The sequence below is a fragment of the Streptomyces dryopteridis genome (genome assembly GCF_049606955.1).
In the GTDB taxonomy this organism is placed as follows: domain Bacteria; phylum Actinomycetota; class Actinomycetes; order Streptomycetales; family Streptomycetaceae; genus Streptomyces.
Genome location: NZ_CP187113.1, coordinates 4,056,156 through 4,069,102 on the forward strand (window position 1 = coordinate 4,056,156; position 12,947 = coordinate 4,069,102).

At 73.8% G+C, this 12,947-nt stretch carries 8 protein-coding genes; 4 read left to right on the forward strand and 4 right to left on the reverse strand.

Going from position 1 to position 12,947, the window contains the following annotated elements:
* The first annotated feature begins 48 nt into the window (after window positions 1-48).
* Window positions 49-1,485 (forward strand): S28 family serine protease, encoded by a 1,437-nt coding sequence (locus ACN20G_RS17385; RefSeq protein ID WP_424213703.1) that lies wholly within the window; start codon window positions 49-51, stop codon window positions 1,483-1,485.
* 82 nt (window positions 1,486-1,567) lie between these two features.
* Here ACN20G_RS17385 and ACN20G_RS17390 read toward each other — a convergent pair whose 3' ends face one another.
* Together ACN20G_RS17390 and ACN20G_RS17395 are read right to left on the reverse strand one after the other, a co-directional pair.
* Window positions 1,568-3,448, reverse strand: coding sequence for a glycoside hydrolase family 3 protein (locus tag ACN20G_RS17390; protein ID WP_424213704.1), 1,881 nt, complete (start codon window positions 3,446-3,448; stop codon window positions 1,568-1,570).
* Window positions 3,449-3,510: 62 nt separating this feature from the next.
* Window positions 3,511-4,425 (reverse strand): LysR substrate-binding domain-containing protein, encoded by a 915-nt coding sequence (locus tag ACN20G_RS17395; RefSeq protein ID WP_424213705.1) that lies wholly within the window; start codon window positions 4,423-4,425, stop codon window positions 3,511-3,513.
* A gap of 96 nt (window positions 4,426-4,521) precedes the next feature.
* On the opposite strand from ACN20G_RS17395, the gene ACN20G_RS17400 reads away from it, so the two are divergent.
* Window positions 4,522-5,499 (forward strand): EamA family transporter, encoded by a 978-nt coding sequence (locus ACN20G_RS17400; protein ID WP_424213706.1) that lies wholly within the window; start codon window positions 4,522-4,524, stop codon window positions 5,497-5,499.
* Between the two features lie 37 nt (window positions 5,500-5,536).
* On the opposite strand, the gene ACN20G_RS17405 is transcribed toward ACN20G_RS17400, so the two are convergent.
* Window positions 5,537-6,067 carry a DUF937 domain-containing protein gene (locus ACN20G_RS17405; RefSeq protein ID WP_424213707.1) on the reverse strand — a complete coding sequence of 177 codons (531 nt, stop codon included), beginning with the start codon at window positions 6,065-6,067 and terminating at the stop codon, window positions 5,537-5,539.
* A gap of 356 nt (window positions 6,068-6,423) precedes the next feature.
* Between ACN20G_RS17405 and ACN20G_RS17410 the strand changes: the two genes are divergently transcribed.
* Window positions 6,424-8,652 carry an ATP-dependent RecD-like DNA helicase gene (locus ACN20G_RS17410; protein ID WP_424213708.1) on the forward strand — a complete coding sequence of 743 codons (2,229 nt, stop codon included), beginning with the start codon at window positions 6,424-6,426 and terminating at the stop codon, window positions 8,650-8,652.
* A 167-nt stretch (window positions 8,653-8,819) separates the two neighbouring features.
* Window positions 8,820-10,109 (forward strand): citrate synthase, encoded by a 1,290-nt coding sequence (locus ACN20G_RS17415; RefSeq protein ID WP_424213709.1) that lies wholly within the window; start codon window positions 8,820-8,822, stop codon window positions 10,107-10,109.
* A 420-nt stretch (window positions 10,110-10,529) separates the two neighbouring features.
* Here the strand turns inward: ACN20G_RS17415 and ACN20G_RS17420 are convergent, their stop codons facing one another.
* Window positions 10,530-12,935, reverse strand: a complete 2,406-nt coding sequence (locus tag ACN20G_RS17420; protein ID WP_424213710.1) for a heavy metal translocating P-type ATPase — start codon at window positions 12,933-12,935, stop codon at window positions 10,530-10,532.
* Window positions 12,936-12,947: the final 12 nt, after the last annotated feature.

Consider the following 12,947-nt stretch of genomic DNA (forward strand, 5'->3'; position numbering starts at 1 on the left):
GAACCCGTAGGTTCGCCGCGACCACAGTGAACCCCAAGGGGAGGGTGCATGCGCAAGGCACTCCGATGGCTGGTGTCGTTCGCGGTGCTGATCGGCACCATGGGCGCGGCCGGCGCGACGGCAGGGGCGGCCACCGCCGCCGGCCCGACGGCCGAACCGGACATCAAGGACCGGATCCTGGCGATACCGGGCGTGAGCCTGATCGAGGAGAAGCCGTACCCCGGCTACCGCTTCTTCGTCCTGAACTTCGAGCAGCCGGTCGACCACCGGCAGCCGTACAAGGGCACGTTCAAGCAGCGGATCACCCTGCTGCACAAGGACGTGAACCGGCCGACCGTGTTCTTCACCTCCGGCTACAACGTCAACACCGCGCCCCGGCGCAGCGAGCCCACCACCATCGTGGACGGCAACCAGGTGTCGATGGAGTACCGGTTCTTCACCCCCTCGCGGCCCGCCGAGCCCGCCGACTGGTCCAAGCTGACGATCTGGCAGGCCGCCAGTGACCAGCACCGGATCTTCACCGCCCTCAAGGCCGTGTACGGCAAGAAGTGGCTCGCCACCGGCGGCAGCAAGGGCGGCATGACCGCCACCTACTACGAGCGGTTCTACCCGCGCGACATGGACGGCGTCGTCGCCTACGTGGCCCCCAACGACGTGGTCAACCGCGAGGACTCCGCCTACGACCGGTTCCTCGCCAAGGTCGGCACCAAGGAGTGCCGCGACAAGCTGAACAACGTGCAGCGCGAGGCCCTCAAGCGGCGCGCCCCGCTGGAGGCCAAGTACGCGGCCGAGGCCACCGCCAACGGCTGGACCTTCGACACCGTGGGCACCCTCGACAAGGGCTTCGAGGCCGTGGTCCTCGACTACACCTGGGCGTTCTGGCAGTACAGCCTGCTCGCCGACTGCGCCGTGATCCCGACCGCCGCGACCGCCACGGACCAGGAGATCTGGGACACGGTCGACGCGATCTCCGGCTTCTCCGCCTACACCGACCAGGGCCTGGAGACGTACACGCCGTACTACTACCAGGCCGGCACCCAGCTCGGCTCGCCCGACATCGAGCAGCCGCACCTGAAGGGCCTGACCCGGTACGGCTACCAGCCGCCGCGCAACTTCGTGCCGCGCGCCATCCCCATGTCCTTCCAGCCCGGCGTGATGGCCGACGTGGACTCCTGGGTGCGGAACAACGCCGAGCGGATGCTGTTCGTGTACGGGCAGAACGACCCGTGGGGCGCCGAGCCCTTCCACCTCGGGTACAAGGCCAAGGACAGCTACGTGATGACCGCCCCCGGCGCGAACCACGGCGCGAACGTGGCCAAGCTCCAGGACGGCGAGAAGGCCCTGGCCACCGCCCGGATCCTGGAATGGGCCGGTGTGGCCCCGGCCGCCGTGAAGGCCGACGCGCGACAGGCCGCCCCGCTCGCCGCGCCCGACCCGCGCCTGGACGTGCGCGACATCGAGCGCGAACCGCAACTGCGACCGTAACGACAGCGGTACGCGCGGACGCGCGGAGGGACGGACGAACGGCCGGTCCCGGGTCACCCCGGGGCCGGCCGTTCCCGCGTCCTCAGTACGTCAGCCCGTGCCCCAGCGGCCAGCGGCCCGGGACCGGAACGGGCAGCCGGCCCGTCGGCCGCCGCGCCCCCGCCAACACCCCCGCCGCCGCCCCCATCTCCACGTCCCCCCACCCGTACGAGGCCAACTCCGCCGCGCACTCCGGCAGCCGCGCCCCGTCGTACGGATTGCGCAGCGCCAACTGCACCACCGGGACCCCCGTCGCCAGCAGCGCCGTCACCAGCTCCCGCTGCGGGTCCCCGGCCGCCGCCGCCGGCCCGCCCGCCGCGTCCGGCCCCTGCTCCGCCGCGCTCGGCCCGCTCGCCGCCCCGCCCGGCGCCGGCACGTTCACCGTGCACACCACCACCGCCGCGCACCCGCGCGCCGCCTCCACCGCCGAGGCCGCCGGCGCCGCCGAGGCCACGAGCCCCGCCGCCGTCAGCTCCCGGGCCAGCACGGCCGTCGGCGGACCCGTGGTGCCGGTCGGCGAGGCCGGCTCCACCGCCGCCGTCACCAAGACCCGCGCCCCGCGCGCCAACGGCAGCACCCCCCGCGGATTGGCCAGCAGAGTGGTGCCGCCCGCCGCGACCTCCCGCGCCGCCGCAAGGTTCCGGGCCGTGCCCAGCCGGTCCCCGACCCGCTCCTCGTCCACGAACGGGTCCGCGAACAGGCCCCGGCGCAGCTTCAGCAGCAGGATCCGCAGCACGGACGCGTCGACCCGTTCCTCCGTCAGCTCCCCCGAGCGCACGGCCGCCAGCACCGAACGCACCGCGAGCCCGAGGTCCGGCGCGTTCAACAACTGGTCGCAGCCCGCGCGCAGCGCCAGCACCGGCACCCGGTCGTCCCCGTACTTCTGCCGCACCCCCGCCATGTCCAAGGCGTCCGTCACCACCACCCCGTCGAACCCGAGCCGCTCGCGCAGCAGGCCCGTCACGATCGGCCGCGACAGGGTCGCCGGGTCCCCCGACGGATCCAGGGCCGGCACGACGATGTGCGCCGTCATCACGGCCTCCGCGCCCGCCTCGATCGCGGCCCGGAACGGCGGCTCGTCCCACCGCTCCCATTCGGCCCGGGTGTGGGTGACGACGGGCAGGCCCACGTGGCTGTCGGTGGCGGTGTCCCCGTGCCCGGGGAAGTGCTTGGCCGCCGCCGCGACCCCGCCCTCGGCGTACCCGCGCACCTGCGCCGCCACCAGCGCCGCCACCGCCTCCGGGTCGGAGCCGAAGGAACGCACGCCGATCACCGGGTTCGCCGGGTTCACGTTCACGTCCGCGACGGGCGCCCAGTTCTGCCGCACCCCCAGCGCCGCGAGTTCCGCGCCCGCGATCCGGGCCGCGCGCCGCGCCCCGGCCAGGGCCCGCTCCCCGGTGCCGGCCGCGCCGAGCGCCATCGCGCCCGGGAACAGGGTGGCCGGACGCCCGATCCGGGCCACCGCCCCGTGCTCCTGGTCCACCGAGAGCAGCAGCGGCAGGGAGGCGGCGCGCTGGAGCCCGTTGGACAGCCCGGCGACGGCGCGCGGGCTGCGCGTGTTGTTCGCCCACGCGAAGTAGATGACCCCGCCGAGCCGGTACCGGGCCACCACCTCGGCCGGGGTGCGGACCCCGAACGCGGCCAGGTTCTTCGCCGCGTCCGCCTCCTCCGGCTCCGTCGCGTGGTGCCCGTACACCCGGGACACGAAGAGCTGGCCCACCTTCTCCTCCAGGCTCAGCCCGGCCAGCAGCCCGCGCGCCCGGTGCGCGAGGGCCCGGGAGCCGCCGGGCCAGTGCGGGGGCGGGACGGGGGCCGGGGAGGGGATGGGGGAGGCGGCGGCGGGGCCGGCGGCCGACGCCGTGGCGGTCAGCGCGGCGAGGGTGACCGCCGTCAACACGGTGCGGCGGGAGGCGTCGTACGACATTCGCGCACGCTACTGCGGCCGGCCCCGACCCGACCCCGCACGCGTCAACGATTGGCCGGGTTTCACCCGTTGGGGGCGGCGGGTGGGGGCCAGTGCGCCCGCAGGGTCCGCACCGCCTCCGTGATCGCCGGACGCCGGGCCGCGCCCGTCCGCCACAGCGCGTACAGCCGCCGGGTCGGCCCCGGCTCCAGCGGCACCGCCACCGCCCCCGGCGGCAGCGGACCGGTGCCCAGGCGCGGCACGACGGCGATCCCCAGACCGGCCGCCACCAGCGCCACGATCGTGTGGTTCTCCTCCGCGAGGTGCGCGAAATCCGGGCGCAGCCCCACCCCGCGCAGGGTCCGCACCAGCCAGTCGTGACAGACCCGGCCCGGCGGCTGGCAGATCCACCGCTGCCCGCCCAGCTCGGCCCGGGTGACCCGGGCGCGGCCGGTGAACGGGTGACCGGCGGGCACGACCAGATCGCAGTGGTCGTCGCCGATCACGGCCTGTTCCACCCCCTCGGGGGCGGGCAGGCGGGCGATGTCCCAGTCGTGGGCGACCGCGAGGTCCACCACCCCGCGCGCCACCAGGTCCACCGACAGGTGCGGGTCCACCTCGGTCAGCCGCACCTCCAGCGCCGGGTGTCGGACCGCGAGTTCGGCCAGCACCCCCGGCAGCAGTCCGCGCGCGGCGGAGGCGAACGCGGCGACCGTCAACAGGCCCGTGGGCAGGCCGCGGCGCTCCTCCAGCTCCGTCTCGGCCCGCTCCAGCACCCGCAGCAGTTCGGCCGCCGTGTCGGCCAGGTGCGCGCCCTCCTCGGTGAGGGCCACCGAACGGCCCCGGCGTTCCAACAGGGTGGCGCGGGTCTCCCGTTCCAGCTTGTTGATCTGCTGGGAGACGGCCGAAGGGGTGTAGCCGAGGGCGGCGGCGGCCCCGGCCACGGAACCGTGGACGGCGACGGCGTGCAGCGCGCGCAGGCGCGGGAGGTCGAGCACGCGGTCAGCGTACGACCGGACCCGGTAGCACCGCTACATCCCGGCAGGTGCCGATCGGTGCTGGTGCTGCACGGTCGGCGGTTCGATGCTGGGCACATGCGTCCTGTGCACTCGGCCCTCGCGGTGCTCGTCACCGCCGTGTGGGGGGTCAACTTCGTCGTCATCGAGATCGGTCTCGGGCACTTCCCGCCCCTGTTGTTGTCGTGCCTGCGGTTCCTGGCCGCCGCCCTGCCCGCCGTGTTCTTCGTGGGCCGGCCGCGCGTGCCGTGGAAGTGGATCGTCGGGGTGGGCCTGGCCCTGGGCGTCGCCAAGTTCGGGCTGCTGTTCACGGGCATGGCCGCCGGCAGCCCGGCCGGACTGTCCTCGCTGGTGCTCCAGGGGCAGGCGGTGTTCACGGCCCTGTTCGCGGCGCTCGCGCTGGGGGAGCGGCCCGGCCGGCTGCGACTGGTGGGCATGGGCGTGGCGGTGGTCGGGATCGCGGTCGCGGCCGGGGACACCGGGGGCGGCAGCGCCGTCGGGGTCGCGCTGGTGGTCGCCGCGGCCGCGTGCTGGGGCGTGTCGAACGTGCTGACCCGCAAGGCCGCGCCGGCGGACGCGCTGAACTTCATGGTGTGGGTGTGCGTGGTGCCGATCCTGCCGCTGGCCGGGCTGTCGCTGTGGCTGGAGGGACCGGAGCGGGACCTCGCGGCGCTGCGCGGGCTGGACTGGTCGGGGCTCGGGGTGATCGGCTACGTGGCCTGGGTGTCCACCGTGTTCGGTTTCGCGGCCTGGGGGTGGCTGCTGAAGCGGTACCCGGCCTCGTCGGTGGCCCCGTACACCCTGCTGGTGCCGGTGTTCGGGATGTCCTCGGCCGCGCTGGTGCTGGGGGAGCAGGTGTCGACGGCGCGGTGGGTGGCGGCGGCGCTGCTGGTCGGCGGGGTGGCGCTCACCTCGTTCGCGCCGGGCCGGGCGGCCGGTCCGGTCACGGCGGTCGCGCCGGTCGCGCCGGTCGAGGGCGACGCGGCGGGGCGGGGGGCGGCGGGGCAGGGGGCGGTGCGGGCCGGTTCGGGGTCGGCCCCGGCGTCCGGCGCCTGATCGCGCCGTCCGGGGCCGGCCCGCGTGCCCCGTCCCGTTACTTCTTGCCGCCGCCCAGGATCTTGCCGAGCAGGTCGGCGAGCCCGCCGCCCGCGCCGGGGGTGGACGCCGCGCCGCCCGGCACGGGGCCGGCGCCCGGCACCCCGCCCTTGCCGGCGGCGGCGCGCTTGGCGAACACGGCGAGGATCACCGGGATCAGCACCTCGATCACCCGGGTGACGGTGGCCGCCGGGATGCCGGTCCGCTTGGCGACGGCGGCCGCGACGGGCTTGGCGGCCTTGGCCAGGACCCCGGCCATCAGCCCGCCGGAGAGCATCCCGCCGCCCAGCGTCGCGGCCCCCTGCAACGGGGGGTCGGAGACCTCGGCGAACGCGGCCCGCACCTCCTGGCCCTCGTCGTCGTCGGTGTCGGCCTTCGCGGCGAGGCCGCCGGTGAGGGAGCCGACGGTGGTGCGCACGGTCTCGCGGGCGCCGTCGGGGTCGGTGCCGAGCAGTCCGGCGATCTCGCCGAGCCGGTCGCCGTCCTCCAGTTCGCGCAGCACGTCGTTCTCGAAGGAGTCGTCGCTCATGCTCGAAACGCTACGTCCGGGGCGGCGGGCGCGCGCGTCGTGCGGGGCCGCGCGCGGGGCCCCGTCCGGCCCGGGTAAAGAAAGGGCAATGTCACGCTGCTCGTGCAACCGTGCACGGCGCGTGCGTGTCTCAGGGGGTGTCGGTGCTTCCGGGGGAGGATCCGGGGGGATCGGGGAGGGCCGACGCAGGGAGGGGCAACCCGTGAGGGGGTCCGGCCGAGAGGCCGGGCCCCCTTCGGGGTTTCGGGGGCCGGCCGTGCGCGGAGGAGGGTCGGCCTGTGGACGAACAGCGGGCGGGCGCCCGGGGTTTTCCACAGGCCCGACGGGGTGTCGGGCGGCCGGGGTAACGTCTGGGCATGTCCCATCTGGCAGTGGTGGAAGGGGTCCTGGAGCGGATCACCTACGCCAACGAGGAGAGCGGTTACACCGTGGCCCGGGTCGACACCGGGCGCGGTGCGGGCGACCTGTTGACCGTGGTCGGCGCGCTGCTCGGCGCGCAACCGGGTGAGTCCCTGCGGCTGGAGGGCCGGTGGGGCTCGCATCCGCAGTACGGCAGACAGTTCACGGTGGAGAACTACCGCACGGTGCTGCCCGCGACCGTGCAGGGCATCCGTCGCTACCTGGGCTCGGGGCTGATCAAGGGGATCGGGCCGAGGATCGCGGACCGGATCGTGGAGCACTTCGGGGTCGAGACCCTGGAGGTCATCGAGACCGAGCCGAAGCGGCTGATCGAGGTGCCGGGGCTGGGGCCCAAGCGCACGAAGTCCATCGGGGTGGCGTGGGAGGAGCAGAAGGCCATCAAGGAGGTGATGGTCTTCCTCCAGGGGGTGCAGGTGTCCACGTCGCTGGCGGTGCGGATCTACAAGAAGTACGGGGACGCCTCGATCGGGGTGGTCAAGAACCAGCCGTACCGGCTCGCGGCGGACGTGTGGGGCATCGGGTTCCTGACGGCGGACCGGATCGCGCAGGCGGTGGGGATCCCGCACGACAGTCCCGAGCGGGTCCGGGCGGGCCTGCAGTACGCCCTGTCCCAGTCCGCCGACCAGGGGCACTGCTTCCTGCCGGAGGAACGGCTGATCTCGGACGGGGTGAAGCTGCTCGGGGTGGACACGGGTCTGGTCATCGAGTGCCTGGGGGAGTTGGCGCAGGACCCCGAGGGGGTGGTGCGCGAGTTCGTGCCCGATCCGGAGGGGGGTCCGGACCTGGCGGCGATCTGGCTGGTTCCGTTCCATCGCGCGGAGTTGTCGCTGACCGGGCAGGTGCGGCGGCTGCTGTCGGCGCGGGAGGACCGGCTGTCGGCGTTCGGGTCGGTGGACTGGGAGCGGGCGCTGGGCTGGCTCGCCGGGCGCACGGGCACGGAGCTGGCCGAGGAGCAGCGGGAGGCGGTGCGGCTCGCGCTGACCCGGAAGGTCGCGGTGCTGACGGGCGGGCCGGGCTGCGGCAAGTCGTTCACCGTGCGCTCGATCGTGGAGCTGGCGCGGGCCAAGAAGGCGAAGGTGGTGCTGGCCGCGCCGACCGGGCGGGCCGCGAAACGGCTGGCGGAGCTGACCGGGGCGGAGGCGTCGACCGTGCACCGGCTGCTGGAGCTGCGGCCGGGCGGGGACGCGGCCTACGACCGGGACCGGCCGTTGGACGCGGACCTGGTGGTGGTGGACGAGGCGTCCATGCTGGACCTGCTGCTGGCGAACAAGCTGGTCAAGGCGGTGGCGCCGGGGGCGCACCTGCTGTTCGTGGGGGATGTGGACCAGTTGCCCTCGGTGGGGGCGGGGGAGGTGCTGCGGGATCTGCTGACGGAGGGCTCGCCGGTGCCGGCCGTGCGCCTGACCCGGATCTTCCGGCAGGCGCAGCGTTCGGGGGTGGTGGTGAACGCGCACCGGATCAACACGGGCGAGGCGCCGATCACCGAGGGCATGGCCGATTTCTTCCTGTTCCCGGTGGAGGACAAGGAGGAGGCGGCGCGGCTCACGGTGGACGTGGTGGCGCGCCGGATCCCGGCCCGGTTCGGCCTCGACCCGCGTCGGGACGTGCAGGTGCTCACCCCCATGCACAAGGGGGCCTCGGGCGCGGGCAGTCTGAACGGGCTGCTCCAGCAGGCCGTCAGCCCGGCCCGACCGGAGGTGCCGGAGAAGAGGTTCGGCGGGCGGGTGTTCCGGGTCGGCGACAAGGTCATGCAGATCCGCAACAACTACGAGAAGGGGGAGAACGGGGTCTTCAACGGGACCGTGGGGGTGGTCACGGCCCTCGATCCGGTCGAGCAGCGCTTGAGCGTGCGTACGGACGAGGACGAGGCGGTGGACTACGAGTTCGCCGAACTCGACGAGCTGACCCACGCCTACGCCGTCACCATCCACCGCTCCCAGGGGAGTGAATACCCGGCGGTGGTGATCCCGATCACCACCGAGTCCTGGAGGATGCTCCAACGGAACCTGCTGTACACGGCGGTGACCAGGGCGAAGAAGCTCGTCGTCCTGGTGGGCTCGCGGAAGGCCCTGGCGCAGGCCGTACGGACCGTTTCCGCAGGCCGGAGGTACACCGCGGTGGGTCCTAGGCTGTCCGGCCGTATACCGGTGGGAAACATCACCTAGGGTTTCCGCAACCGGGCCGGAGGGGGCAGGATGTGCGCGGCGACGGCACTCAGTGCCGTCAAAAGGACCAAAGACCGACCCCGAGTGCAGTCAGCTGTGCCAAATGGGGGAAGGTAGAGGCAGTCAGGGCACCTCGAAGAAGAGGCACTACGTCGGTGAGGGATGACGTGAGCGACAACGCTGTAGTACTCCGGTACGCGGACGGTGAATACACCTACCCGGTGGTCGAAAGCACCGTCGGTGACCAGGGCTTCGACATCTCGAAGCTGCGGGCCCAGACCGGGCTCGTCACCTTGGACAGTGGCTACGGGAACACCGCCGCCTACAAGTCCGCGATCACCTATCTCGACGGTGAGCAGGGCATCCTGCGCTACCGGGGTTACCCGATCGAGCAGCTCGCCGAGCGCTCCACCTTCATCGAGGTCGCCTACCTGCTGATCAACGGCGAGCTGCCGACCGTGGACCAGCTCGCGACCTTCCGCAACGAGATCACTCAGCACACCCTGCTGCACGAGGACGTCAAGCGGTTCTACGACGGCTTCCCCCGTGACGCGCACCCGATGGCGATGCTGTCGTCCGTGGTCAGCGCGCTGTCCACGTTCTACCAGGACAGCCACAACCCGTTCGACGAGAAACAGCGCCACCTCTCGACGATCCGCCTGCTCGCCAAGCTGCCCACCATCGCGGCCTACGCGTACAAGAAGTCCGTCGGCCACCCGGTGGTCTACCCGCGCAACGACCTCGGCTACGTCGAGAACTTCCTGCGCATGACCTTCTCGGTGCCGGCGCAGGAGTACGACCTCGACCCGGTGGTCGTGGCGGCCCTGGACAAGCTGCTCATCCTGCACGCGGACCACGAGCAGAACTGCTCCACCTCCACCGTGCGCCTCGTCGGTTCCTCGCAGGCGAACATGTTCGCCTCGATCTCCGCCGGCATCAGCGCCCTGTGGGGCCCCCTGCACGGCGGCGCCAACCAGTCGGTGCTGGAGATGCTGGAGGGCATCCAGGCCGCCGGCGGCGACGTGGACACCTTCATCCGCAAGGTGAAGAACAAGGAAGACGGCGTGAAGCTCATGGGCTTCGGGCACCGCGTCTACAAGAACTTCGACCCCCGGGCGAAGATCATCAAGGCGGCGGCGCACGACGTCCTGTCCGCGCTCGGCAAGTCCGACGAGCTGCTGGACATCGCGCTCAAGCTGGAGGAGCACGCGCTGGCCGACGACTACTTCGTCGAGCGCAAGCTCTACCCGAACGTGGACTTCTACACCGGTCTGATCTACCGGGCGATGGGCTTCCCCACCGAGATGTTCACCGTGCTCTTCGCGCTCGGCCGGCTGCCCGGCTGGATCGCCCAGTGGCACGAGATGATCAAGGAGCCGGGGTCCCGCATCGGCCGCCCGCGCCAGATCTACACCGGCGAGGTCCTGCGCGACTTCGTCCCCGTCGAGGCCCGCTGACCCAGGTCTCCCGGACCCGCTCCCGCTCGCCCCGGCCCTGCCGCCGGGACGCGCGGCACCGGGTGCCACCACCCTCGCGCACGGCCCGTCGGGCCGGCCCCCACCCGGGCCGGCCGGGCGGGCCGTCCGCGTTCCCGGCGCCGTCCCCGTCGCTTCGCGGATCGGCCCGGTCCGGAAAAGCGAGAAGCGCCCCGGCGTCGATCCCCCCACGGGTCGACGAACGAAGCGCTTCTCTGTCCTCGGAGCGGATTCCCCCCACGGGACCCGAACCGAGGCGTTCGGTCGGCGGGTCGGAAGAACCTCCCCGCTTTCACCCCATCAGACTCGCGTACCCCCCAAAGGGTTACGTTGTACATGGTGTGATCTACGTCTCGTCATCTGACGAGACGCCAGAAGGCCCTCCGGCCCGCCGGGGCCCGCTCAGCGGAACCGGCGCAGGCGCAGGCTGTTCGTCACCACGAACACCGAGGAGCAGGCCATCGCCGCCCCCGCGATCATCGGGTTCAGCAGCCCCGCCGCCGCCAGCGGCAGCGCCGCCACGTTGTAGCCGAAGGCCCAGAACAGGTTCCCCTTGATCGTGCCCAGGGTGCGGCGGGAGAGCCGGATCGCGTCGGCCGCGGTCCGCAGGTCGCCCCGCACCAGGGTCAGGTCCCCGGCCTCGATCGCGGCGTCCGTGCCCGTGCCCATCGACAGGCCCAGGTCGGCCCCGGCCAGCGCGGCCGCGTCGTTCACGCCGTCCCCGACCATCGCCACCGTGCGGCCCTCGGCCCGCAGCCGCGCGATCACCTCCGCCTTCTCCCGCGGCAGCACCTCGGCGATCACCTCGTCGATGCCGACGCGTTCGGCCACCGCCCGCGCGACCGCCTCGTTGTCCCCGGTCAGCAGGATCGGCCGCAGGCCCAGGGCCCGCAGCGAGGCCACGGCCTCCGCGCTCGTCTCCTTGACCGCGTCGGCCACCGCGAGCACCCCGCGCGAGCGCCCGCCCCAGGCCACCGTCACGGCCGTGGCCCCGCCGGTCGCGGCGGCCTCGGCGGCGGCCCGGGAGGCGGCCGTCAGCTCGATCCCGTGCTCCGCGAGCAGCCCGGCCCGGCCGACCAGCACCTCGCGGCCCTCGACCGTGCCGCGCACGCCCAGCCCCGGCAGGTTCGCGAACCCGGTCACGGCGGGCAGCGCGCCCCCGCCCGGGGCCTCGGCCGCCGCGCGGGCCACCGCGCGCGCGATCGGGTGCTCCGAACCGTGCTCCACGGCCCCCGCGAGCCGCAGCAGCTCCTTCTCGTCGGTGTCCGGGTCGGCGTGGGCCCCGGCGAGCTCCATCCGGCCGGTGGTGACGGTGCCGGTCTTGTCCAGCACCACCGTGTCCACGGTCCGGGTGGACTCCAGCACCTCCGGCCCCTTGATCAGGATGCCGAGCTGCGCGCCCCGCCCCGTGCCCACCAGCAGCGCCGTCGGCGTCGCCAGACCCAGGGCGCACGGGCACGCGATGATCAGCACCGCCACGGCGGCCGTGAACGCGGCGCCCACGTCGTCCGTCGCGAGCAGCCACCCCACCAGCGTGCCCAGCGCGATCACCAGCACCACCGGCACGAACACCGCCGCGACCCGGTCCGCGAGCCGCTGCACGGCAGCCTTGCCGCTCTGCGCCTCCTCCACCATCCGCGCCATCCGCGCGAGCTGGGTGTCGGACCCGACCCGGGTCGCGTCCACGACCAGCAGGCCCGAGACGTTCACGCAGGCCCCGACCACCGGGTCGCCCGCGGCCACGTCCACCGGCACCGATTCGCCGGTCAGCGAGGAGGCGTCCACGGCCGAGGAGCCCTCGACCACCACCCCGTCCGCCGCGATCTTCTCCCCGGGCCGCACCACGAACCGGTCCCCGACCGCCAGCCGCGAGATCGGCAGCCGGGTCTCGACCCCGTCGCGCAGCACGGCCACGTCCTTCGCGCCCAGGTGCAGCAGGGCCCGCAAGGCCGCGCCCGCCTTCCGCTTGGCCCGCGCCTCCAGGTACCGGCCGAGCAGGATGAAGGTGACGACGCCGGCCGCGACCTCCAGGTAGATCGTGCCGCCCGGGTCGGTGCGGGTGACCGTCAGGTCGAAGCCGTGCCGCATCCCGGGCATGCCCGCGTGGCCGAGGAACAGGGCCCACAGTGACCACAGGAAGGCCGCCAGGGTGCCCAGGGACACCAGGGTGTCCATGGTGGCCGCGCCGTGCCGGGCGTTGGTCCACGCGGCCCGGTGGAAGGGCAGGCCGCCCCAGACCACGACGGGCGCGGCGAGGGTCAGCGAGAGCCACTGCCAGTGGTCGAACTGGAGGGCCGGGACCATCGCGAGCAGGATCACGGGGGCGGAGAGGACGGCGCTCACCAGCAGCCGCTGCCGGGCGGCGAGGAGCACCGGATCGGGCGCGGGGGCGCCGGGGGCGTCAGTGGTGTCGGGGGTGTCGGCGGTGTGGGGGGCCGGGTCCGCTCCGGCCGCGTCGGCCCCGACCGGTATCGCTCTCGCGGCTCTCCCGGGCGCGGGCGCGGGCTCCGGCTCCGGCTCGGGGGGCGGGGTGGCGGTGTACCCGGTGCGCACGACGGTGGCCACGAGGTCGGCGACCTCGATGCCCGGGGCGTAGCTGACCCGGGCCTTCTCGGTGGCGTAGTTGACCGTGGCGCTGACCCCGTCCATCCGGTTCAGCTTCTTCTCGATCCGCGCGGCGCAGGCCGCGCAGGTCATCCCGCCGATGCCGAGTTCGACCACGGCCGGGGGCGGGCCCGGATCGGTGGGCGGGGGCGCGGTCGCCGTCGCGCCCGCGGTGGTGCCGGTGTGCTGTTCCGGCGTGTTCATGTCCGGCTCCCG

Coding starts and splice junctions, on each gene's coding strand:
- ACN20G_RS17400 (WP_424213706.1), top strand. CDS start 4,522: ATGCGTCCTGTGCACTCGGCCCTCGCGGTGCTCGTCACCGCCGTGTGG.
- ACN20G_RS17390 (WP_424213704.1), bottom strand. CDS start 3,448: ATGTCGTACGACGCCTCCCGCCGCACCGTGTTGACGGCGGTCACCCTC.
- ACN20G_RS17405 (WP_424213707.1), bottom strand. CDS start 6,067: ATGAGCGACGACTCCTTCGAGAACGACGTGCTGCGCGAACTGGAGGAC.
- ACN20G_RS17410 (WP_424213708.1), top strand. CDS start 6,424: ATGTCCCATCTGGCAGTGGTGGAAGGGGTCCTGGAGCGGATCACCTAC.
- ACN20G_RS17420 (WP_424213710.1), bottom strand. CDS start 12,935: ATGAACACGCCGGAACAGCACACCGGCACCACCGCGGGCGCGACGGCG.
- ACN20G_RS17385 (WP_424213703.1), top strand. CDS start 49: ATGCGCAAGGCACTCCGATGGCTGGTGTCGTTCGCGGTGCTGATCGGC.